The following is a 22813-nucleotide window of genomic DNA, read 5'->3' on the forward strand; positions in this document are numbered from 1 at the left end:
CTCGCTCTATTCATGCTATGGGATCGTCTTCGAGCGCTCCTCCGTGCAGCCTGATATGGGGGAAGTGGGATTCGGAGGTTCTTTCAACCCATACAGATCCTCCCTTATGCCGGGCTGCCTCGTTTTCCGATACAGACACCCTGTTGCCGGCCAGGGCGGCAACCTCTTCGAGAATGGAGATATGCTGCCGGTCTTCGGCAGTTGCCGTATCGTCACGCATCTTCGAATGCAGACTTTGGAGTTTCTCCATGGCGACCTTGCCGATGGTGCAGTAGAGCTGTTTTTTGCCTGATTTCATGGGAGTCGATTGTAAACTTGCTGCAGGGCATCAAATTGTTTCGCTTTTTCTTTCATGGTACAGAAACAGTTTGGAGAGGGAAAATTTTTTTTTATAATTAGATGTTCTTTTAGCACTCTCCTCGATCGAGTGCTAAAAGGTTGATCTGATCGAGTGCAATCGAACTGGATCGTTCTCTCAACCCAAATAAAAACAAGATAAGACAATGAACTTGAAACCCTTAGCTGATCGGGTTATTGTTAAGCCGGCTCCGGCTGAAGAGAAAACCAAAGGCGGGCTTTTCATTCCCGATACCGGTAAAGAAAAACCTCAGTACGGTGAAGTTGTGGCGGTAGGTCCGGGCAAAGTTGCCGATAACGGACAGCTTCTCGACATGCAGGTCACGGTTGGCAAGAAAGTGCTGTACGGCAAGTATTCCGGCACCGAAGTGAATGTCGAAGGTGAGGACTACCTGATCATGCGTGAGTCGGACATTTTTGCAATTCTTGACTGATTCGTTTAACCATTTACCAACCCATTCCAGGAGGAACGCGTTACAATGACTGCTAAAGATATTCTTTTTGATTCCGACGCCAGGGCAAAGCTCAAAGTCGGCGTTGACAAACTGGCCAATGCCGTGAAAGTCACCCTCGGACCTGCCGGCCGCAATGTACTGATCGATAAAAAATTCGGAGCTCCAACCTCCACCAAAGACGGCGTGACCGTTGCCAAGGAGATCGAGCTTGCCGATGCCGTCGAGAACATGGGCGCACAGATGGTTCGCGAGGTCGCTTCGAAAACCAGTGATGTGGCCGGTGACGGTACCACCACAGCAACCGTGCTTGCCCAGGCTATCTATCGTGAAGGACTGAAAAACGTTGCCGCAGGCGCACGTCCGATCGACCTGAAAAGAGGTATCGACCGTGCCGTCAAAGAGGTTGTTCTCGAGCTGCGCAACATCAGCCGCAGCATCTCCGGCAAGAAGGAGATAGCTCAGGTCGGTACCATTTCGGCCAACAACGATCCTGAAATCGGCGAACTGATCGCCGAGGCCATGGACAAGGTCGGCAAGGATGGCGTTATCACCGTCGAAGAGGCCAAAGGCATGGATACCGAGCTGAAGGTCGTAGAGGGCATGCAGTTCGATCGCGGCTACCTCTCTCCGTACTTCGTGACCAATCCCGAAACCATGGAAGCCGAAGTCGAGGATCCGCTGATCCTCATCCACGACAAGAAGATCGGCAACATGAAAGAGCTGCTTCCGATCCTCGAGAAATCGGCCCAGACCGGTCGTCCGCTGCTCATCATCGCAGAGGACATCGAAGGCGAAGCGCTGGCCACCCTTGTGGTCAACAAGCTCCGCGGCACCCTTAAGGTCTGTGCCGTGAAGGCTCCGGGCTTCGGCGACCGCCGCAAGGCAATGCTCGAGGATATCGCCATCCTTACCGGCGGTACCGTGATTTCCGAAGAGAAGGGCTACAAGCTCGAAAACGCAACGATCGCCTACCTCGGTCAGGCAGGTCGCGTCAACATCGACAAGGACAACACTACCATTGTCGAAGGCAAGGGTACACAGGATGATATCAAGGCCCGCATCAATGAAATCAAGGGCCAGATAGACAAATCGACTTCCGACTACGATACCGAAAAGTTGCAGGAGCGCCTTGCAAAGCTTTCCGGCGGCGTCGCCGTGCTGAACATCGGAGCATCGACCGAAGTTGAGATGAAGGAAAAGAAAGCCCGCGTTGAAGATGCCCTGCACGCCACCCGTGCTGCAGTGCAGGAAGGTATAGTGGTCGGCGGTGGTGTAGCACTGATCCGTGCGATCAAGGGTCTTGCCAATGCGGTTGCTGACAACGAAGACCAGAAAACCGGCATCGAAATCATCCGCCGCGCACTCGAGGAGCCGCTCCGTCAGATCGTTGCCAACACCGGCACCACCGACGGCGCTGTCGTGCTCGAGAAGGTCAAGGCTGCCGAAGGCGACTTCGGGTTCAACGCACGCACCGAGCAGTACGAGAATCTCGTCGAGGCCGGCGTCGTGGATCCGACCAAAGTGACCAGAAGCGCTCTCGAGAACGCCGCTTCGGTTGCCAGCATCCTGCTTACCACCGAGGCAGCCATTACCGACATCAAGGAAGAGAAGTCCGACATGCCGGCAATGCCTCCGGGCGGAATGGGCGGAATGGGCGGCATGTACTGATCCCCGCTTGATTGCCATATCCTTAAGCCATCCCGAAGAACATTCGGGATGGCTTTTTTTATGCCCGTCGGCACGATTAAAAGCGGAGAATTCCATACCTTTACAGAGAACTTCAGTAACAGTAACCAATGAGACATGAAAGCTGTACTCTTGATCAGCGGGGGGATGGACAGCCTCGTTACCACGGCGATTGCCGCTGAAAAGGGGTTAGATCTGGCAGCCATGCACATCAATTACGGGCAGCGAACCTGGCAGAAGGAGCTCGAGTGTTTCCGTCTTGTCTGCAGGCACTACGGTATCGAGGAGCGGATTGAAATCGATGCAGGTTACCTTTCGCTGGTAGGGGGCTCCTCACTTACCGATCATGCCATGCCGGTCAGCGGAGCCGATCTGCATGGGACGGCCATACCGACAAGCTATGTGCCGTTCCGCAATGCCGGTTTTCTCTCGATGGCCGTGAGCTGGTCGGAGGTTATCGGGGCCGCAAAAATTTTCATCGGAGCGGTCGAAGAGGATTCGTCGGGCTATCCCGACTGCCGTCAGGCATTTTATGATGCATTCAACAGGGTTATCGAGCTGGGCACAAAACCCGATACCGATATTCGGATCGAAACACCGCTGATCGCCATGCAGAAGAGCGATATCGTGCTCAGAGGCATGGAACTCAATGCCCCCTTCGCCTATAGCTGGTCGTGCTATAAAAGCGGGGGCAGAGCCTGCGGTGTGTGTGACAGCTGCGCCAGAAGGCTCAGGGCATTCGAGCTGACCGGGCTGCGCGATCCGATTGATTATGAGGTGAGGCCGAAGTATATTTAAGAACGTTAGCAGTGAGCAGTTAGCAGTGAGTAGTCGGCAGGCTGGAGTTGTGACTTTTTGTCCACAAAGTCCATGTTGTCCACAACGTCCGCTTTTTACATTACCTTTCCAGAATTAAAAAAATCATGAAACCGGTCAAAGCGTATTCTACAGGGTTTTCCTCTCTCGATGAGCGACTGAAACTGTCGTTCGGACTGATGATTCTGATATGGGTCGTCGGGTTTGTCGGGCATTTCACTCCGCTTATGGAGTGGCCGGCGCTATTTCTGTATGTGGTTGGTTCCATCGCGCTGGTGCTCTGGCGCGGAAAGTCGTATCAGGAGTGGAGCGACATGTACCTTGCAGGAGGCGACCTCCGTAAATCGCTGCTCTGGGGAGGCGTGGCCGGTGGTCTGCTGTTTGCTATGGACGTTGTGAATACGGTGATGTACTACAAGAACGGGGGCGCACCGATGGGGGAGATGGTGAATATTCTGGTGAACCGTTACATGCTGTTTCTCTTTCCCGTGCTGGTGCTGGCCGAGGAGTTCCTCTGGCGGGGCATCATGTTCTCCGCCATGATCGAAAAGGGATTCAACAGGCATCTGACGGTGTTCCTTACCGCCATGTTCTATGTGCTGAACCATTTCGCGGTTGCGCCCATCGGCTTCCGCGAGCGCGCCCTGATGGCCATGATGGCTTTTCCTATCGGCATTTTCGGAGGGTATCTGGTGCTGAAGACTCGCAACGTATGGGGGAGCGTGCTGGTGCATATGATCACCATGATTTCGATGGTCCTTGATATTTTCGTTATTCCGCAACTTCTGTTCTGAGCGTTCGCCGCTTTCTGTCATGACACAAAACCGAATCACCACTCTTCTCGAAAGCGATAAAAAGCTGCTTATCGCCTACTATATGCCCGAATACCCGGTGGAGGGGGCAACACTGCCGGTGCTCGAGGCACTCGAGGAGAACGGAGCCGATATTATCGAACTCGGCATTCCGTTTTCCGATCCCGTAGGAGACGGGCCGGTTATCCAGGGGGCAGCGCAGACCGCTATCCGCAATGGCGTAACGGTCAGGCACCTTCTGGAACTGGTGCGCAGGGCCCGTACCGGAGAAGGGTGCAGGAAGATTACCGCACCGATTCTCCTCATGGGTTACTGCAATCCGCTCATCGCTTACGGCGGCGAGTGTTTTCTTCAGGATGCCGTCGATGCCGGCGTCGATGGGCTGTTGCTTCCCGATCTTCCTCCCGAGGAGGCGGAGGATTTTCTTGAGAGGGCGAAAAGTTTTGGCCTCACGGTGGTTTTTCTGATCTCTCCGGTAACACCTCCCGAGCGCATCGAGCTGATCGATTCGCTTTCGACGGATTTTTCCTATTGCCTTGCCGTCAACGCTACGACCGGAACCTCGAAACTCTCCGGTGCCGAAGCTGACGAAGCCATTGAGAAGTATCTCAAACGGGTCAGAGAGCATGCCCGGAAGAAATTCGTCGTGGGTTTCGGTATAAGGGACAAGTCGCGGGTGGAGCGTATGTGGCGTCTTGCCGACGGCGCCGTAGTGGGTTCCGCATTGCTGCAGCATATTGCCGGTGCGGCAAGTCCCGCGGAAACCGCCCGGCTTGTCGGCGAGTTCTGGCGCAGCCTCCGCTGAAAGGCCTTTCTTATGGGTGCCTGCTTTTCTGCCGTAAATCCTCCTGTTGAGGTCATCATTCCTCATTACCGGGATGTCGGGCGTCTCGGACGATGCCTCAACTCCCTTGCGAAAACCCGTTACCCGGCGATGCGCATACTGGTGGTCGATAACGACAGCCGCAATCCGGAGCTGGAGAAGCTTCTATCCGGGTTTCCCGGCGTGCGTCTGCTTTCACTTTCGGTGAATCGGGGCTATGCGGGCGGCTGCAATGCGGGATCGGGCGCCTCGACGGCAGATTATCTGGTTTTCATGAACGACGATACCCGGCACGAACCCTCCTGGCTCGAAGATCTCGTTACGGCCGCACAGCTCGATGAGCGTATCGCCGCCCTGCAGCCGAAAATCCTCTCCCTCCCGGAGCACGAAAAGGGGCGGAATGTTTTCGACCATGCCGGCGCGGCGGGTGGCATGATCGACCGGCTCGCCTATTCCTGGTGCTACGGACGTACCTTTTGGGGCGTGGAAGCCGATAAAGGTCAGTACGACCGCCCAAGGGAGCTTTTCTGGGCTTCGGGCGCGGCCATGTTTGTCCGGCGGGATGTTTTTGAGGAGCTTGGAGGGTTCGACGACTCTTTTTTCATGCACATGGAGGAGATCGACTTCTGCTGGAGAATACAGCTTGCAGGATATTGTGTCATGTCGGTGCCCTCTTCGGTTGTCTGGCATGAGGGCGGCGCATCCCTGGAATACGGTTCTCCGGAAAAAATCTACTACAACCATCGCAATAATCTCCTGATGCTCCTGAAGAACATGAGTCTGTCGTCACTCATGTGGGTATTGCCTGTGCGTCTTCTCCTGGAAGGGGCAGCGGTGGTGTTTTATTTTCTGAAAGGTCGCTATGGCATTGCCGGATCCCTTGCAGTGCTGAGGGCTTTACGGGATTTTCTGTTGCGGATGCCTGAAACGCTCGGCAAACGGAAGCGGGTGCAGGCTTTCCGGAAAAAAAACGACAGGTCGCTTTTCAGGAACCTGCCGTTCAGCGTTTTTCTCAGGAGGTGAGGTGTTCTATGATTTTGCCGGAGGAGCGAGATGGCCTTTGCGTACCATGTCGTCGACCGCTTCGAGGATGCTTTCCATGACCGGCATGAGGCTTATGCCGAGGTCCTGCTTGATCTTGCTGCATCCGTAACGGATCGAACGGCCGATGTGCGTGCGGATGTAGGTTCCGGTATCGCGAGGCTGTGTCCATGAGAGTGCTGTCATGAGTGCGGTTCCGAAGCGGCCGGTGAGATCCCGTTTTGGCAACCGGTAGTTGCTGTATCCCGAGAGGTTCAGCAGTTCCACAAGCTCGCGCATATGCAGGAGACCGGCTGAACAGAGGTACCTGCCGCAGGCTGAATCTTTTTCCATTGCGAGGATATGCGCCCGGGCGGTGTCCCTGACATCCACAAATCCCCAGTTTATGTCGAAGATGCCGGGGTACACGCCGTTCATGATATCCCGGATCATGGCGTTGGTGGTGTTGATTGTCGGGCATATAGATGGGCCGGTGACCATGGAGGGATTGATCGTTACCAGATCGAAATGCGGTTTTTTTTGTTCGATATAATCCCATGCCGCACGTTCGGCAAGGGTTTTCGAATAGTGGTAGGGATGGCGCTGCAGTGAGGAACGGGAATTCCAGTCGCGTTCGGTAAACACTTTCGTGCTGTCGGGTTCATCGGTGATTGCGGCCACGGAGGAGGTGAGCACGATGCGTTTGAGGCTACCTGTTTTTCCTGCCGCTGCCATAACTGCCGCAGTGCCTTCCAGCGCAGGTTTAACGAGATCGTTTTCCGGATCTCTGACATTGATGACATAGGGGCTTGCCGTATGGATGACATAGGCGCACTCCCTGAATGCAGGAATAAACGATTCGCTTTTTAGCAGATCGGCCTCAACCAGTTCGAGCCGCTCTCCTGCTCCGGGAAGCTGCAGCAGGAAGGGATAGTGTTCAGGGCTTTTGCGCACGGTTCCCCTGACCCGGTACCCTTCCGCAAGAAGCTGGTTGACGATATGCGATGCAATGAACCCGGAAGCGCCGGTAACGCAGACTGGTTTTTCTGTGATCATGGGGCGTGTTGCCGGTGGTTATGTGTTCCCGAATATGCCGATCAGGCGATCGATACCTTTTCGGCTCGCTGTTTGTGCGCTTTTAAAATGCCTGGAAGATCCTGACGCTGCACAAAGCTGACCAGAATCGGCGGAGCGAAAAATGCCGGTTTGATGTTCGCTTCATAGCAAAGTATCGTGCCCTTTCGGTCGGAAAGGGGTAGCAACAACCATGAGCCCCTGTATACCAGGAAATCGCCGCTTATTTGCTCGAAGGTAATGCGCTTCAGGTGTTCTTCCCTGACCAGTAACCTGAAGTTAACGGTTTTTTCAAATATAAATATTCCGGTTTTTCCTGTCTGATCGAGGATGACTTCGCTGCCTTTTCGTTCTACAAGCCGGCTTGCTATGACCTTCGGAAGGGTTCTGTGGAGGTTGTCGTAATCCGTCAACGCCGCCCATACGGCTTCGGGAGCGGCTTCAATATAAATGCTCGCCCTGACGCCGATAATGTCATCTGCAAGAAAGGCAAGATCGATCGGAGTATCCCCATGAACGAGGCGCAGCTCTTCGGAGGAGGGTGCAATGCCGAGTGGTTCTTTGTCCATAAAAGGTGTGTGTTGTTACTGCAACCCGGTTTACGCCGGGGTCGAAAAAAGGTTGCGCACGGCAGGGCTCACATCAACCGGTCTGCCGGTTTTCCGGTCGACAGGGCACCACACCGTCCGGGCAAGTGCAAGTACCCGGCTGCCGGCCGCGTCGATGATCCTGGTATGTCGGTCGAAAGCGAATCGTGTTGCCGAGCCGATCCAGGTTTCAACTTTCAGCCGCTCCCCCGCAAATGCAGGCCTTTTGTAGTCGATTTCATGGCGGCGGATCACCCAGAGTACCGATTGCCGCTCCTCTGCAGGAGCAATGGCTGTCCAGTGAGCGACAGCTGCATCCTGAACCCATCGAAGATAGACAACGTTGCTGACATGGCCCATCAGGTCGATATCTTCAGGCTGCACATCAATGCTGATTGCAAAGCGGTTGTGCCCGGTACTCATATATTCTCCTGTTCTTTTTGCAGTATAATAAGATTTCCTGCTTGATAGAGGAGATTGCAAGGCTGGTTTCATGGGCATTTCACTCTGTGTATTGCATCAGGCGCCCCGAATCATTACCATAAAAGAAACAGAAGTAGTTGGTATTCCGTTTTACAGGGATGGCCATGATAGTGGGAAATCGCCGATCGTGGTTAGGGGGGAATGTGCCGTGTTTCATAAAATCAGGCTGAGCGCCCATGAAAATCAGGTTTGAAGCATCCCTGTTTCGCTCTTGTTACACTGGTTCAACGATTTTCTTCATGCACTGGTCGCCCTCGCCCTGATTACAGCGAGCCTGATGGTGGTATGGGAGCAGAAGCTGGTTACCAGCTCGGAGAAAAGGGAGACGGAGTGAGTTCTTTCAAGTTTTTTTCGTGAGGCAGGTGTCGTACAGGTAATCGTAAATATTGCAATCAGGTAGAGGTCATGAAAAACCCGGCAGCCACCCTTTTTTTGATGTTGACCATGCTTTTTACGAGCAGCTGCGCGAACTACGCCCGATCGGGCGATGCCGCTGAAGGCAGGGCAGTTCCTGCGGGCGACAACAGCAGGGTTTCACTCGACTGGGAGGGCGTCTACAGGGGTGTACTGCCCTGTGCCGATTGCCGGGGCATCGAGACGGAGGTGACCGTGGAGCAGGGAGGTCGCGCACTTGTACGGAGAACCTATCCCGGCAAAAGCGACCGGGTCTTTACCGAAGAGGGAAGCTTCACCTGGGACGCAAAAGGGCGTGCCATAGCGATCTCCCTGAAGGATGGAGGCGTGTCGCATTATCTTGTGGGGGAGAACCGGCTCGTCATGCTCGATCGCGAAGGCAACAGCATTACCGGACAGCTTGCCGGGCGCTATATCCTGATGAAGATCGGGCATCCCGCCTTTCCTCCTGCTGCATCGCTCACCGAAACCTACTGGAAGCTCATCGAACTTGACGGACATCCGCTCGGCGCTCACCCTGGTGGAAAAGGGCGCGAAGCGCATATGATCCTGAAAAGTGCAGCCAGCCGTGTAGAGGGATCGGGAGGGTGCAACCGTTTTTTCGGCAGCTATGAACTGAAGCCGGGCAACCGGATCCGTTTTTCCGGACTCGGTTCCAGCATGATGGCCTGTCCCGGCATGGATAGCGAATCGGCTTTTTTCAGGGCGCTTGAAACCGCCGACAGTTATGCCCTCGACGGCAACAGGCTGCAGCTGCAAAAAGTCAGCATGGCTCCCCTGGCGCGTTTCGAGGCGGTCTACCTGAAATAGGGCTTGCGGATGCAGGATTTTTTTTCGTACGTAGGGGGCACATCGAGCTCCGTTTTCTTATAAACATCATCGACACCTTTTCTTCCCATGCTGTATTTTTTTCCTGCCGTTCTCTTTGGTCTTGTATTGCTTGTTTGGAGCGCCGGGCGTTTTGTTGACGGTTCCGCTGCCGCAGCCCGTCATTTCAGGCTTCCGCCGCTGCTGATCGGTATGGTGATCGTAGGGTTCGGCACCTCCGCTCCTGAAATGACGGTTTCCGCGATCTCCGCTTCAGAGGGGAATCCCGATATTGCGCTCGGCAACGTTTTCGGATCGAATATTACGAACATCGCGCTCATTCTCGGTCTGACCGCGCTGCTCAGCCCTATTGCCGTGCATTCGCGCGTGCTGCGCAAGGAGCTGCCGATCCTGACGCTCATGACCGCTATCGCTGCGTTCCTGATGTACGACGGCATGTTCAGCCGGCAGGACGCCACCCTTCTTCTTATTCTTTTCGCCCTCCTGATGGGATGGTCGGTGTGGGAGGGCATCATGAAATCGGGCGACGAGTTCGCCGTCGAGATGGAGAACGAGCTGGAGCAGCACCCGATGCCGCTCGGCAAGGCACTCATGCTTGTCGCATCAGGGCTGCTGCTGCTGCTGGTCAGTTCGCGCATGCTGGTATGGGGGGCTGTCGGCATCGCCGGAGCGCTCGGTGTGAGCGATATGGTGATAGGCCTTACCGTTGTAGCCGTCGGCACCTCACTGCCGGAGCTCGCTTCGTCGCTTGCCGCCGTACGCAAGGGTGAGCACGATATCGCGCTCGGCAACGTGATCGGTTCGAACCTCTTCAACACCCTTGCCGTTGCAGGTGTCGCAGGAGCGATCTGTCCTGTTTCCATAGCCCCGGCGGTTTTTTCGCGCGACATCATGATCATGCTGCTGCTGACCGTTTCGCTTTTTGTCGTCGGTTACGGTTTTCGCGGGGAGGGAACGGGAAGGATCAACAGGATCGAAGGCACGATCCTGCTCGGTACTTACGCAGCCTATACCATCTATCTTGTTTCGACAAGCTTCGGTTAACCGCTCACCTTTTCAGCAGACCGGAAAGCATCCGAGAGCGAGTCTATCGAGAAAACCGGCCATGCCGTTCAGTTCGCTCTCGATGATTGCCGAAGCAGCCCGGCCGATCGGGCCGAAAGCTTTTCCGGGTTCCGCCGTGATCCGGGCCGACGCCACGAGCGGCCGGTCGACGGGGCTGCCGATACGGCTGCAGTAAAAGACCACAACCTCCTTTATTCCCTGTACTTCGCTATAGATGCGCTCCGCCGTGTTCCGCGCAAGACAGTTGTAGATTTTTCCGACATGGCTCACGGGATTCTTGCCTGCGGCGGCTTCGAGGCTCGAAGGTCTGCCGAAAGCTATCAGGCCGTTGACCCGGTTGCCGCGCCCCACCTCGCCACCGTCGGCCCCTTCGGCCGACGTGCCGAGCACGGTCAGGTAGATGCCTCCCTCGCCCCGTTCAGGATCGTCAAGCGCGTTGATCTGCAGGTCAAGGGTATCGAAAGAGTGGTTGCCGCTCTGCAGCCAGGCTTCGAGATGTTCCGACACGGCCTGTTTTTTTTTGAAGTAGTCGGCGCAGTCCGCGATGTACCGGTCGACGAACGCCATGGCGACGGTAAGATCGAGCCTGCCGCCGTTGCGGAACCCCATGATCTTGATGTCCTCCCCGGTTTCGGGAAAAAGCCGCTTGAAGCCCGGAGAGTTCAGGTAGCGTTCGGTTTCGAGCACCGTAGACTCGGTTTCGCTCAGCGGGGCATAGCCAACTCCCGCGGAGGTGTCGTTGGCTCCGATGGTGGCCCGTGAAAAGAGGTCAGAAAGTTCGGCTGAACCCGGCCTGATTTCGTGCTGGAACACCACGTGCCGTTCGGGATCGACGAAGTGCAGATGGTCAGTTATCCATGTCTTCGCTGCGGATTCCACGATGTCATGTACCGGCAGGGGAACGCCGTTCCAGCTCATGGTCGCCCGGTCGCCCGTAATTATGCGCATTGGCTCTACCGTCTCGCCTCCTCCAGGTTTCGGAGCGGTTCGCCCGGCGACAAGCAGGCCTTTGTCGAGATTGTGATGCAGGATGCGGCCTGTTTTGTCGAGGTATTCGCGGCACAGGCTTAAACATGCAGCTTCCATAATGGAGTCGCAGATGGTGTCGGGATGACCCGTTCCCTTGCGTTCAACCAGTTCGATCTGCTGTTCGCCTGCCGTCAGCCCTTCGTTTTTTTCGATACAGATATTTTTCATGTTCCCTCTCCGGATTCTGTGGAATTTGCTTCCGTTGCCGCACCTGAAAAAATAGTAATCCCGGAAACCATGGTTTCGTTCAGCGACAATGCTGCAGCAACCGTAGCAAAGCGGATCCCGGCGGTTTGTTCCTGCTTTTTATGGTATATTGCGGCAATAAAAAAGCGAGTGAGACATGAAAATCGGTATCTCCTGTCACCATACCTACGGCGGAAGCGGAGCAATTGCCGCAGAACTGGGCAAGGCACTTGCCGGGCGCGGCCATATCGTTCATTTTTTCAGCCAGGCAGCTCCGTTCCGGCTGGGGACCTTTTCAAAGAACATTTATTATCACGAGGTCGAGGTGATGCACTACCCGCTCTTCGAGTGCCCCTTCTACTCGCTTGCCCTTGCCTCGAAGATCGCCGATGTTGCCTATTACGAAAAGCTTGACGTGGTTCATGCCCATTACGCTATTCCGCACGCCCTGAGTGCCATGCTTGCCCGGCAGATGCTCGAGGACAAGTGTGCCGAAGCCCGTTGTTTCAGCCTTGCCACCACGCTGCACGGTACCGATATTACCGTGGTGGGTGCCGATCCCGGGATGCAGGATGTCGTGCGTCTTGCCATCAACAAATCGGATGGCGTGACCGCGGTGTCAGGCTATCTTCGCGATGAAACCCGGAGGATGTTCAGCCCGAAAAATGAGATTTCGGTGATTCCGAATTTTGTTGATACCACCCTGTTTTCGCGCTCACCCGATTCTGAGCTTCGCGGGCAGCTGGGACTCGACAGCGAAAAAATCGTGATCCATATTTCGAATTTCAGGCCGGTAAAGTGCATCGGCGATATCGTGAAGGTGTTTGCGACCCTCACCGGGCATATCGACGTGACGATGCTTTTTGTCGGGGACGGCCCTGAAAGAAGTGCCGCCGAAATCCGGGTACGTGAACTGGGTATTGCCGATCGGGTGCGTTTTCTCGGCAAAATCGACGATATCGTACCGCTGCTTTCCCTGGCCGATCTTATGCTGATGCCAAGCAACGCCGAGTCGTTCGGTCTTGCGGCCCTCGAGGCTATGGCTTGTGGTGTGCCGGTGGTCGCTACCGACGCAGGAGGATTTCCCGAGTTTATCGTATCCGGAGTACACGGGTACCTGCTTCCTCCGGGCGATATCGGGGCGATGACCGAAAAATCGCTGATGCTGCTTCTTGACGAAGATCTTCATCGGGACTTTTCGGCAGCCTGCGTCCGACAGGCAAAGCGTTTCGAAACCTCTCTGCTTGTCGAACGGTATGAAGCGTTCTACTCCGAACTGATCGAAGCATCCCGCCCCGGCTGAAGTGTCAGTAGCGTTTTGTGGAAAGCAGGACGCTGCGGTACTTTTCGAGGTTTTCCAGCACTTCCCCGGTACCTCGGGCTACAGCGGTCAACGGCTCTTCGCTGATATGCACGGCAAGCTTCGTTTCCTCGTTGATTTTTTTGTCAAGTCCCTTGATGAGGGCTCCGCCACCGGCCAGAAAAAGCCCCCGGTCAAGGATATCGGACGAGAGTTCGGGTTTGGTGACCTCGAGGCTTTTCTTGATCGAGATGATGATCTGGCTGATGGGCGTGGCGATAGCGTCCCTGATGGTGGGGGAGTTGATTTCGCGTTCTTCCGGAAGCGCCGTAACCAGGTTTCTGCCCCTTACTGTCATGGTCAGCTCCTTGTCGAGCTTGTAGGCCGAAGCGATCTTGATTTTGACATCCTCTGCGGTGCGTTCTCCGATAGCAAGGTTGTATGCTTTTCTGAAGTGCCTGACGATGGAGTTGGTGATGTCCGTGCCTGCTACACGCAGCGATTCACCCGATGCAATGCCTCCCAGCGAAATGACCGCGATTTCAGTGGTACCGCCTCCGATATCGACGATCATGTTGCCCATAGGCTCCTTGACGTCGATGCCGATGCCGATTGCCGCAGCCATTGGTTCGGCGACAAGGTAGACCTCCTTTGCCCCTACATGTTCGGCTGAATCGCGCACGGCCCGTTTTTCGACCTCGGTGATGCCGGATGGAATGCCGATCACCATTCTGCGTATGCCGAACGAGAACTGGGTTTTGGTTTTGTTGATCAGCCCCTTGATGAGCTCTTCGGTGGCTTCATAATCGGCAATTACACCGTTGGCAAGAGGTCTTATGGTAACGATGCCGGGGTGGGTTTTTTCATGCATCAGGAGGGCGTCGTGTCCTATGGCTACTACTTTTCCTGAATTACGTTCGCGAGCGACAATTGAGGGCTCATTGAGTACGATACCTTTGTCGCGGATATAAATAAGGGTGTTTGCCGTACCGAGATCGATAGCGATATCCCGGAACAGACTGCTGAAAAAGCTCATGTCATCAATAGATCTAAGTGTGGTGTCATCGCGGCTTGGAAAGGCGGCTGTTCAGGCTATATTCCAAGGTTTCATCTAAACCCTAAAAGTACTCCAATAGAACTTTTTTTTCAAATGAAAAGAGCTGCTCGGGCCGGTCTTTTTTCACAGGCCTCTCTTTTGTCGTGAGAGGCCTGCGGTTTTTATAAACAGCACGATTCACTACATTAGCAAAATCAGGAAAAAGCGGTCTGTAAAACCAAAAACGGGATTGAAAAAGTGTTGAATATCTACCGTTATGCCACCGACGGCGAGGTGCTGAAAAAGCAGCTGGAAAGAAGCGTTGTCTTCGAGCAGGATGTCGAGAACGCCGTTCATGACATCCTGCATTCGGTACGCACGGGAGGAGACTCTGCGGTGCTTGACTTTACCGAGCGGTTTCAGGGGATCCGTTTGCAGGATATGATGGTATCGCCTGAAGAGATCTGCAACGCTTACGAGAACGCCGATCCCGGTTTTATAGGGGTGCTCGAGGAGGCTTTCCGGAACATAACGGCCTTTCACCGCCATGAGGTGGAAAAAAGTTTTTTCTATGAAGAGCAGGGTGGAGTAATTCTCGGTCAGCGGGTTACGCCAATGGAGAAAGCCATGCTCTATGTGCCGGGAGGAAAAGCCGCTTATCCCTCCTCTCTGCTCATGAACGCTGCGCCGGCCCAGGTGGCCGGCGTCGGGGAGATCTATATGACGACCCCCTGCGACAGGGAGGGGAACGTCAGTCCCCATATTCTTGCCGCAGCAAAGGTTGCCGGTATCGGGAGCATTTTCAGGCTTGGTGGCGCCCAGGCGGTCGCGGCATTCGCCTTTGGTACCGAAACCGTTCCGAAAGTCGATATCATTACCGGACCGGGTAACAAGTATGTTGCCCTTGCCAAGAAGATGGTGTTCGGTCACGTCGCCATCGACAGCATCGCCGGACCTTCGGAGGTTGTTGTTCTGGCCGATGAATCGGCCAATCCTGATTTCATTGTGCTTGACATGTTTGCTCAGGCCGAACATGACCCCGATGCATCGGCCGTCCTCATCACGCCGTCGGAGAAGCTCGCTTTTGCGGTAAGGGATGCTGCAGAGCGACGTATCGGCTCGATGCTGCGCAAGGAGGTGATCGCCGAGGCGCTTTCCGCCAACGGAGCCATCGTCATTACCGGTTCCATGGAGGAAGCCTGCCGGGTGTCCGATATGATAGCGCCCGAACATCTGGAACTGCATGTTACAAGCCCCTGGGATGTGCTTACCGGAATCCGCCATGCCGGTGCGGTTTTCATGGGTGCCTACTCCTGCGAAACCGTGGGCGATTATTTCGCCGGGCCAAACCACACCCTGCCGACCAACGGGACTGCGAGGTTTTTCTCGCCGCTTTCGGTGCGCGATTTCATCAAGCACACCTCGATTATCTCCTATTCACGAAAACAGCTGCTCGCCTGTGGGGAGAAAATAGCCACCTTTGCCGATCATGAGGGGCTTCAGGCCCATGCAGAGGCGGTTCGTGAACGGCTCAGGCAGTCATGAATGTAGGCGATTTCGATTACCCGCTGCCAGAGGAGATGATAGCCAGATACCCTCCGGAGCAGCGAGGTGCAACACGGCTGCTGGTGCTTGACAGCACCTCAGGGGGTACGATGCACAGCCGGTACGCAGCCCTTGCTGATTTTCTCCGGGAGGGAGACCTGCTGGTGCTCAACAACAGCCGGGTCGTCAAGGCGAGGATGTTCGCCCGGAAAACAACGGGGGCGTCGGTCGAGCTGATGCTGCTTGAAAAACACGAAGGGACGCAGAGTCTTGTGCTTTACCGCGGACGCCTGAAAAAAGGCGACCGGCTGACGGCTCACGGCCACGATCTGCTGGTTTGCGAGATCGCCGGTGAGGGCATCGCCCGCATTGCATCGGCCGAGGGTATCGATCTGCCGATTCTGTTCGAACGGCATGCCGCCGTGCCCATTCCTCCCTATCTGAAACGGGAGGCCGAAGCGGTTGACGCCGAACGTTACCAGACGGTTTTCGCCGAGCGTCCGGGTTCGGTCGCCGCACCTACGGCATCGCTCAACATGACCACCGAACTGCTTGACCGGCTTCGTCTCAAAGGGGTCGATACGGCGGCACTGACCCTGCATGTCGGACTGGGAACCTTTTTGCCGATACGGGTCGATCGATTCGAGGAGCATGTCATGCACCGGGAGTACTACGAAATACCACGGGAAGCCCTGGAAAAGATCCGCCGGACAAAGGCCACGGGGGGAAGGGTGATAGCAGTGGGCACCACGGTTACCCGTTCGCTCGAACATGCAGCTGGAGGCCCGGAGTGGGAGGCCGACCCAGAGGGGGTGAGCGGTGAAGCCGATATCTTCATTTACCCTGGTTACAGCTTCAGGGTTATCGATCTTCTCCTCACCAATTTTCATGCACCGCGCTCGACGGTGCTGATGCTGACCGCCGCTTTCGCTGGCAGGGAGCCGCTCATGAAGGCCTACATGGAGGCAACGGCGGAAAACTACCGCTTTCTCAGCTACGGTGACAGCATGCTTGTCGGAGCCGGACTGCTGTCCGGTTCCTGAGTGGGAAATCGTTGTCGCTCCAGGGTTTTCCGGAATTTGCCGGCTGAAAGGCGGGAAGTTTTTTGTCGGAGAGTGCCAGTGGCAGGTCGTTCGCTTTAAAATTTCAGACATGCTCCGATATCGGACTTAGAAAGTGCGGCAGACCATCCGTCCATGTTCCAGCTATTGTTTTGTTTTAAAAAAAAGGTGTGCTATTATAATTGTTTTGTCTTTTTCCTGAAGACAAAAGAGCGTTTTCCTTCCTGTCGGATTTCAATTTAATAACCGTTTCAAACGTAACTCCGGGAGAATGACCTATGAGTTTTGTCAGCCAATATCGCGCGCATACTGAAGAGAGAGCCCAACTTGGCATTCCGCCACTGCCGTTGACGGCGGAACAGGCCCGTTCACTGATCGAACTGCTCCGCCAGCAGCCGGTTGTCGATAAAGAGTATCTGCTCGAACTGTTCTGTGAGCACATCAGCCCCGGCGTGGACGATGCCGCTTTCGAGAAGGCGGCGTTTCTCGACGCCATCATCAAGGGGGAAGAGAGCTGCGAAGTCGTGACGCCGGTAGAAGCCGTGAAAATTCTGGGCACCATGCTCGGCGGTTACAATGTAAAGCCGCTTATCGATGCGCTGAGTCACAAAGACGTCCTGATCTGCAGTACGGCAGCCGCCATGCTCAAGAATGTGCTGCTCGTCTATGATTCATTCGATGCCGTTGCCGCCATGTCGCTTTCCAATCCTTATGCGAAAGAGGTGCTGCAGTCATGGGCCGATGCCGAATGGTTTACTTCGAGGCCGCTACTGCCGGAGAAAATGACCCTGACGGTCTTCAAGGTACCCGGTGAAACAAATACCGACGATCTTTCACCGGCCAGCGAAGCCTTTACCCGCAGCGATATTCCGTTCCATGCGCTCTGCATGCTCGGCTCGAAAATGGACGATCCGATCGGAACCATCGCCCGCCTCAAGGAGAATGGCCATCCTCTTGCCTATGTCGGCGATGTCGTGGGCACCGGATCGAGCAGGAAATCGGGCATCAACTCGGTGCAGTGGCATCTCGGCCAGGATATTCCCGCCGTGCCGAACAAAAGAACCGGCGGCGTGGTGATCGGCGGCATTGTTGCACCGATCTTTTTCAATACCGCCGAAGATTCAGGCGCTCTTCCGATCCAGGCCGATGTGAGCGCCATGGAAACGGGGGATGTGATCGATGTTTATCCCTACGAAGGCAGGATCGAGAAGAACGGCCAGACCATCTCCCGTTTCGACCTCGCTCCCAATACCCTTGCCGACGAGGTGAGAGCCGGAGGACGGATTCCTCTCATTATCGGAAGAACCCTTACCAGAAAGGCCCGTACCGTTCTCGGCATGGGTGAAGAGAGCATTTTTACGGCACCCTCGCAGCCGGCTGATTCCGGAAAGGGCTATACCCTTGCGCAGAAAATGATCGGCAAGGCCTGCGGGCTCGCCGGAGTAAGGCCGGGCATGTATGTCGAACCCGAGACCCTGACGGTCGGCTCCCAGGATACGACCGGCGCCATGACCCGCGACGAGGTCAAGGAGCTTGCAGCACTGAGCTTCAGCGCCGATCTGGTGATGCAGAGCTTCTGCCACACGGCGGCTTATCCCAAGCCTTCTGACGTCAAACTGCACCGCACCCTGCCGTATTTCATCATGAGCAGGGGCGGCGTTGCCCTCCGGCCCGGAGACGGTGTCATTCACACCTGGCTGAATCGCATGGTGCTTCCCGATACCCTCGGTACCGGCGGGGACTCCCATACCCGGTTTCCCATCGGTGTATCATTCCCAGGCGGTTCGGGTCTCGTTGCGTTTGCCGCGGTGACCGGCACCATGCCGCTCAACGTACCCGAGTCGGTGCTTGTGCGCTTTACCGGAGAACTGCAGGAGGGAATCACCTTGCGCGACCTTGTCAACGCCATTCCCTACGTCGCCATCAAACGGGGACTTCTGACGGTCGAGAAAAAAGGCAAGAAAAACATTTTTGCCGGCAGGATTCTTGAAATCGAAGGGCTTCCGCAGCTCAAGGTCGAACAGGCTTTCGAGCTCAGCGACGCTTCGGCGGAGCGCAGTGCGGCGGCCTGTACTGTCCGTCTCGACAAGGAGCCGGTAATCGAGTATCTCAACTCCAATATCGCGCTGCTCCGGCAGATGATCGAAGAGGGTTACGGCGATCCCGAGACCCTGCGCCGCAGAATCGGCAAAATGCAGGAGTGGGTTGCCAATCCCGTGCTTCTGGAACCTGACCGCGATGCAGAATATGCGGCTGTGCTCGACATCGACCTGAATACTATCACCGAGCCGGTGCTTGCCTGTCCGAACGATCCCGACGACGTCATGACTCTCAGCGAGGTGCTGCTCGACGACAGCCGCCCGAAGACGATCGACGAGGTTTTCGTAGGCAGCTGCATGACCAATATCGGTCATTTTCGTGCTCTTGGCGAAGTGCTCCGCAACAAGGGAGTCGCCTCGGCAAGGCTCTGGATCGTGCCTCCAACCAAGATGGATATGAAAAAGCTTGTCGAAGAGGGCTATTATGCCGTGTTCGGCGCCGCAGGCGCGCGTATGGAGATTCCGGGCTGTTCCCTCTGCATGGGCAACCAGGCAAGGGTCGCCGACAACGCTGTGGTGTTCTCGACCAGTACGAGAAACTTCGATAACCGTATGGGCAAGGGAGCCCAGGTCTATCTCGGTTCTGCGGAGCTTGCCGCCGTGGCTGCGCTGCTCGGCCATCTGCCAAACAGGGACGAATACCTTGAAGTGGTCAGAAAACAGCTTTCCGGAGAGCGGGAACGGGAGATCTACAGCTATCTGAATTTCCACAGACTGGGCAAGGAGGATCTTCAGGTGCTGGTCGATTAAAAAATATTTTTAATATGGCTGGATTTGGAAATATTTTGCATATTCAGCCATGCAGTCGGTTTTTGAAAACTCACTGTTTTTTTTTAATATTCGTTAGCTGAAGAAGCTGTTCAATTATCAAAACAACAAAAACAACAATCGAGCAATGAAAAAACTTTTCATTTTCCTCTTCCTCTTAAGCTCAGTTTCATTCGTTGGCTGTGCAAAAACTGAAGCTCCTGTAGAAGCACCTGCAACCGAAGAAGCAGCTCCTGCCGCTGAAGAAGCAGCTCCTGCCGCTGAGGAAGCAGCTCCTGCCGCTGAGGAAGCAGCTCCTGCAGCTGAAGAAGCAGCTCCTGCTGCTGGTGAAGAAAAACCAGCTGAAGCTCCTGCTGCAAAATAAGTTCGGTTCTCCGATCTATTTTAAGGAAAGACAGTGCGCAAGCGCTGTCTTTCCTTTTTTTTGTCCGGTAGGCTGGCCTGAGCAATGTGATGTGCGGTTATCCGGGGGTACAGTTATTCTTGCATCCGAGCTACACTTATGAGCAAGGAACAACTTTTCGAAAGCCAGATCAGGAAAGCATTTTCCCCACTATCACAGAACAGCGTCGATCTTATTGATGGTAATGGTTTGTTACCGAGAGTATCACGCAGTGGCGTTAAAAGCTGGCGGTATCGTTACCGGATTGATGGGGCCACAAAAAACTCTTACCATTGGCAACTATCCTGACCTTAACCTGAGGGGCGTTCGTAAGCAGCGTGACATAGTGCTGTCACTCAGAAAAGCAGGTGTTGACCCCTCCACAGAGTAACCTGTTCATCAAAAGAGCCAGTCTGAGCCACAATCTGTTTTTCCTGCAGTCTAAGAGCCGTAACAGAAACCACTTGTGACTATTAAAGATGTTGTCGATGAATACGTAAAAACCTTTGCAGGCAAGTCTTCTCAGGATGAGGTGAAGCGCGCGTTGTACAAAGACCTTGTTCCTGTATGGGGAATGCGTAACCCGGAGCGCATTGCCTTGCACGAACGTGTTCTCCTGCCCGACAGGATTGCTGAAAAAACTTCCGTTCTGGCTGATCGACTGTATGCCAGCCTCCAGAAGCCAGCACCTGAAGCCGAAATTCGAAATAATGCCGATAAAGTACTTCTTCTCATCCAGCGTTGTACTCCTGTTCACTCCATCAATGAAAAACCATCCGGCATTATGGATGATGTAGTGTGTTGAATATACAGTGAAAACAGATCGATGGCGATCAATGGACGACAGGGCCAAAGGAACATAAGGGAGGGCACAGGCATCCACGAGCCATTATTCGTCCTCTGAATGCTACGATTTTGAAAATTTTGCAGAAGAGGGGCGTCACCCCTAACCAGCTCCGGCACCCCATAAGCACCGGAATGCATGAAACAGGCATCCGTCCTGATGTTGTTGAAAGGATCATCGTCCATCATGTTGATAGTGGAATTGTCGGGGTCTATAGCAACTGCAACCGGTTGCCAGAGATGAAGGAGGCCCTCATACGGTAGGAGAAGTGGATTGGTGCAGATGGTGTGGCAGGTGTAGGTGAAAATATTAAATAATAATAAGTTATCTGTTTTCTTGATGAATTCCGGTTCTGAATTTATAACCAGGCGAAGCGGATAACAATTTTCATCTGTCTTGGCGAGGTTATTGCTGCTATAGAGGCAATAATCATACTTTGGTCTACATGTTACCAACCTTATGCAATAACGAGGTACGGCGTCAAAGAGAGACAGGTTTTATGAAGTTATATAAATAATTCAGGGTAGAAATAAATAACTCCGGAAAAAATGCCGGGGGGAGTTTGTTGGCCCTGAATCGATGGGGTGTCATATGTATGCAGGATTCCGTGTCTGTATTTTTTATTAAAAAATATTATATTATTACTTTAGCCCCCTGAATCATAATCCGAAATATTACTATGCAAACTATCGCAGAATTACAGGCGCAGGTAGCTGCCATCCAGAAGCAAATTAATGAACAAAAAGCCGCAAGCAAAAGAGAAGTTATTGCTGATATTATTTCCAGGATGAATGAATCGGGTATTTCAATCAATGATATACAGAGAAAAATAGCGCCAGTTAAAGCAAAAAGACCTAAAATAATTAAATACAGGCTGGAAGATAAAACCTGGAGTGGTAAGGGTAAAAAGCCTAAGTGGGTTAAGGATATTGAAGAGCGAGGCGGAAGTGTGGATGATTATCGTATTGCATGATTCTATAAGAGGAATTAATTGTAAAAAAGGGTTGCTCTTTAGTGGCCCTTTTTTAATTCCGACAAAATTATAATCTGTGGCTATAATATAGTTTGATTTATGGAAGGTAAAACAAATGAAAATATAGTCATTTCGTCTATTGGATATTTATTGGCTGAATATGAAAAAGATTTAAAATTTATTAATAATTACAGAAGGTATCGTAATGATGAAATAGATGAAATAGATGAAAAAGATTATTTGAAAAATAATCCGGAATATTTCCGGTTATTTATTGATAGTTACAGGGTTACAAGAAATGTTAAAACGCATTGTGTTAGTGATTTATTGAGAGAATTAAAGGAATGGCCTGATGATAAGTGTCGTGATGTTGATGATTTCGCTAACAAGCTACGGGAGGAAGGAATTATACACGCCAATAAATTAATGGTTTCATTGTCGTCAAAATTGTTATTCCTGAGATTTCCTGGTAAAATTATTCCGATAGATACACTGAATCGCAAAGCGCTTGGTCTGTTAAAAAATGAATATTCTGAATTTTCTGAGGTGATTGAGGGATTTATTTGCAATAATCAAAATGATATCGATTATTACTTGTGTTCTATAGAGAAATATCCTTAAAAAATAGAGTCAGGTTTTGACGCGTTATCAATAGCTTTTGATAAATATAGAAGAATGCGCTTCGCACATAAGTATCATTGGGTTAAGGAAAGGGATTTGTAATGTGTATTCCTGTAGTTGTTTCTTGTTATCGATGCAGCCAGGCTTTCGAAGAAAGTTATGGAAGAGCTTTTTGCGGGGGATAATCGGCTCTACATTACAGGTGATCCCGAGATACAGTTCCAGGGTGAGTTTTAGCTTGAATCACCAAAGAAAGATTGTGCCTTCCGGAAACGAAAAACCCCTGTAACATTTTCTGCTACAGGGGTTTTTCGTTGCTGAGGAGCCAGGACTCGAACCTGGAATTGCCTGATCCAGAATCAGGAGCCTTACCAATTTGGCCACTCCTCAATAAAGTTCAGCATATAACGTATGGTACACCCGAGAGGATTCGAACCTCTAACCGTCTGATTCGTAGTCAGATACTCTATCCAGTTGAGCTACGGGTGCAACAGTGTAGCGTGTACGGGATTCGAACCCGTGATCTTCGCCTTGAGAGGGCGATGTCCT

At 53.4% G+C, this 22813-nt stretch carries 24 protein-coding genes and 2 tRNA genes; 18 read left to right on the top strand and 8 right to left on the bottom strand.

The features are described from left to right. Positions 1 to 10 precede the first annotated feature (10 nt). Positions 11 to 298 (bottom strand): hypothetical protein, encoded by a 288-nt coding sequence (locus K9G39_RS09205; protein ID WP_292004631.1) that lies wholly within the window; start codon positions 296 to 298, stop codon positions 11 to 13. Between the two features lie 205 nt (positions 299 to 503). Between K9G39_RS09205 and groES the strand changes: the two genes are divergently transcribed. From groES to K9G39_RS09235, 6 genes are all read left to right on the top strand, one after another. Beyond that, positions 504 to 791 (top strand): co-chaperone GroES, encoded by a 288-nt coding sequence (gene groES / locus K9G39_RS09210; protein ID WP_012465471.1) that lies wholly within the window; start codon positions 504 to 506, stop codon positions 789 to 791. A 45-nt stretch (positions 792 to 836) separates the two neighbouring features. Next, positions 837 to 2480, top strand: coding sequence for a chaperonin GroEL (groL, locus tag K9G39_RS09215; RefSeq protein WP_292004632.1), 1644 nt, complete (start codon positions 837 to 839; stop codon positions 2478 to 2480). Positions 2481 to 2615: 135 nt separating this feature from the next. Continuing rightward, entirely contained in the window at positions 2616 to 3296 is a 681-nt protein-coding gene (queC, locus tag K9G39_RS09220) for a 7-cyano-7-deazaguanine synthase QueC (protein ID WP_292004633.1), read from the top strand. Positions 3297 to 3421: 125 nt separating this feature from the next. Continuing rightward, positions 3422 to 4108 (top strand): CPBP family intramembrane glutamic endopeptidase, encoded by a 687-nt coding sequence (locus K9G39_RS09225; RefSeq protein ID WP_292004634.1) that lies wholly within the window; start codon positions 3422 to 3424, stop codon positions 4106 to 4108. 19 nt (positions 4109 to 4127) lie between these two features. Further along, a complete protein-coding gene (gene trpA / locus K9G39_RS09230) occupies positions 4128 to 4931 on the top strand; it encodes a tryptophan synthase subunit alpha (RefSeq protein WP_292004635.1) in 804 nt (267 codons plus the stop codon). A 12-nt stretch (positions 4932 to 4943) separates the two neighbouring features. Next, a complete protein-coding gene (locus tag K9G39_RS09235; protein ID WP_292004636.1) occupies positions 4944 to 5972 on the top strand; it encodes a glycosyltransferase family 2 protein in 1029 nt (342 codons plus the stop codon). A gap of 6 nt (positions 5973 to 5978) precedes the next feature. On the opposite strand, the gene K9G39_RS09240 is transcribed toward K9G39_RS09235, so the two are convergent. From K9G39_RS09240 to K9G39_RS09250, 3 genes are read right to left on the bottom strand one after another with little or no spacing between them, the layout of a single operon-like run. Further along, positions 5979 to 7025 carry an aldehyde reductase gene (locus K9G39_RS09240; RefSeq protein ID WP_292004637.1) on the bottom strand — a complete coding sequence of 349 codons (1047 nt, stop codon included), beginning with the start codon at positions 7023 to 7025 and terminating at the stop codon, positions 5979 to 5981. 41 nt (positions 7026 to 7066) lie between these two features. Then, the gene (locus K9G39_RS09245) at positions 7067 to 7612 is read right to left on the bottom strand and encodes an SRPBCC family protein (RefSeq protein WP_292004638.1); all 546 of its coding nucleotides are present in this window, start codon (positions 7610 to 7612) and stop codon (positions 7067 to 7069) included. Between the two features lie 30 nt (positions 7613 to 7642). Then, positions 7643 to 8053 (bottom strand): acyl-CoA thioesterase, encoded by a 411-nt coding sequence (locus K9G39_RS09250; protein ID WP_292004639.1) that lies wholly within the window; start codon positions 8051 to 8053, stop codon positions 7643 to 7645. A gap of 271 nt (positions 8054 to 8324) precedes the next feature. Here K9G39_RS09250 and K9G39_RS09255 point away from each other — a divergent pair, with 271 nt between their 5' ends. From K9G39_RS09255 to K9G39_RS09265, 3 genes are all read left to right on the top strand, one after another. Further along, positions 8325 to 8447, top strand: coding sequence for a hypothetical protein (locus K9G39_RS09255; protein WP_292004640.1), 123 nt, complete (start codon positions 8325 to 8327; stop codon positions 8445 to 8447). Between the two features lie 71 nt (positions 8448 to 8518). Continuing rightward, positions 8519 to 9337: a copper resistance protein NlpE N-terminal domain-containing protein gene (locus K9G39_RS09260; RefSeq protein ID WP_292004641.1), complete on the top strand. Its 819-nt coding sequence runs from the start codon at positions 8519 to 8521 to the stop codon at positions 9335 to 9337. 87 nt (positions 9338 to 9424) lie between these two features. Beyond that, positions 9425 to 10399 carry a calcium/sodium antiporter gene (locus K9G39_RS09265; protein WP_292004642.1) on the top strand — a complete coding sequence of 325 codons (975 nt, stop codon included), beginning with the start codon at positions 9425 to 9427 and terminating at the stop codon, positions 10397 to 10399. A 12-nt stretch (positions 10400 to 10411) separates the two neighbouring features. On the opposite strand, the gene K9G39_RS09270 is transcribed toward K9G39_RS09265, so the two are convergent. Beyond that, a complete protein-coding gene (locus K9G39_RS09270; protein WP_292004643.1) occupies positions 10412 to 11617 on the bottom strand; it encodes a methionine adenosyltransferase in 1206 nt (401 codons plus the stop codon). A gap of 175 nt (positions 11618 to 11792) precedes the next feature. Between K9G39_RS09270 and bshA the strand changes: the two genes are divergently transcribed. Then, entirely contained in the window at positions 11793 to 12938 is a 1146-nt protein-coding gene (bshA, locus tag K9G39_RS09275; protein ID WP_292004644.1) for an N-acetyl-alpha-D-glucosaminyl L-malate synthase BshA, read from the top strand. Positions 12939 to 12942: 4 nt separating this feature from the next. Here the strand turns inward: bshA and K9G39_RS09280 are convergent, their stop codons facing one another. Beyond that, positions 12943 to 13971, bottom strand: a complete 1029-nt coding sequence (locus tag K9G39_RS09280) for a rod shape-determining protein (protein ID WP_292004645.1) — start codon at positions 13969 to 13971, stop codon at positions 12943 to 12945. 258 nt (positions 13972 to 14229) lie between these two features. On the opposite strand from K9G39_RS09280, the gene hisD reads away from it, so the two are divergent. The 8 genes from hisD to K9G39_RS09315 all read left to right on the top strand — a co-directional run bounded on the left by hisD (position 14230) and on the right by K9G39_RS09315 (position 22264). Beyond that, a complete protein-coding gene (hisD, locus tag K9G39_RS09285; RefSeq protein WP_292004646.1) occupies positions 14230 to 15516 on the top strand; it encodes a histidinol dehydrogenase in 1287 nt (428 codons plus the stop codon). Beyond that, on the top strand, positions 15513 to 16559 hold the full coding sequence (queA, locus tag K9G39_RS09290) for a tRNA preQ1(34) S-adenosylmethionine ribosyltransferase-isomerase QueA (protein ID WP_292004647.1): 1047 nt from the start codon (positions 15513 to 15515) through the stop codon (positions 16557 to 16559). The genes hisD and queA overlap by 4 nt, the downstream gene beginning before the upstream one ends. A 296-nt stretch (positions 16560 to 16855) precedes the next feature. Next, positions 16856 to 19426 carry a bifunctional aconitate hydratase 2/2-methylisocitrate dehydratase gene (gene acnB / locus K9G39_RS09295; RefSeq protein WP_292004648.1) on the top strand — a complete coding sequence of 857 codons (2571 nt, stop codon included), beginning with the start codon at positions 16856 to 16858 and terminating at the stop codon, positions 19424 to 19426. A gap of 145 nt (positions 19427 to 19571) precedes the next feature. Continuing rightward, positions 19572 to 19808, top strand: coding sequence for a hypothetical protein (locus K9G39_RS09300; RefSeq protein ID WP_292004649.1), 237 nt, complete (start codon positions 19572 to 19574; stop codon positions 19806 to 19808). A gap of 138 nt (positions 19809 to 19946) precedes the next feature. Further along, entirely contained in the window at positions 19947 to 20135 is a 189-nt protein-coding gene (locus K9G39_RS11205; RefSeq protein ID WP_363319382.1) for an Arm DNA-binding domain-containing protein, read from the top strand. Between the two features lie 157 nt (positions 20136 to 20292). Continuing rightward, positions 20293 to 20631 (top strand): hypothetical protein, encoded by a 339-nt coding sequence (locus K9G39_RS09305; RefSeq protein WP_292004650.1) that lies wholly within the window; start codon positions 20293 to 20295, stop codon positions 20629 to 20631. Between the two features lie 718 nt (positions 20632 to 21349). After that, positions 21350 to 21643 carry an H-NS histone family protein gene (locus tag K9G39_RS09310; RefSeq protein WP_292004651.1) on the top strand — a complete coding sequence of 98 codons (294 nt, stop codon included), beginning with the start codon at positions 21350 to 21352 and terminating at the stop codon, positions 21641 to 21643. 99 nt (positions 21644 to 21742) lie between these two features. Then, positions 21743 to 22264 carry a hypothetical protein gene (locus K9G39_RS09315; RefSeq protein ID WP_292004652.1) on the top strand — a complete coding sequence of 174 codons (522 nt, stop codon included), beginning with the start codon at positions 21743 to 21745 and terminating at the stop codon, positions 22262 to 22264. Between the two features lie 317 nt (positions 22265 to 22581). Here K9G39_RS09315 and K9G39_RS09320 read toward each other — a convergent pair. After that, positions 22582 to 22654 (bottom strand) — tRNA-Gln (locus tag K9G39_RS09320). Between the two features lie 22 nt (positions 22655 to 22676). Then, positions 22677 to 22753: transfer RNA gene (locus tag K9G39_RS09325), tRNA-Arg, on the bottom strand. Positions 22754 to 22813 lie beyond the last annotated feature (60 nt).

It is taken from the genome of Chlorobium sp. (assembly GCF_021740465.1).
Classification (GTDB): Bacteria; Bacteroidota; Chlorobiia; order Chlorobiales; family Chlorobiaceae; genus Chlorobium.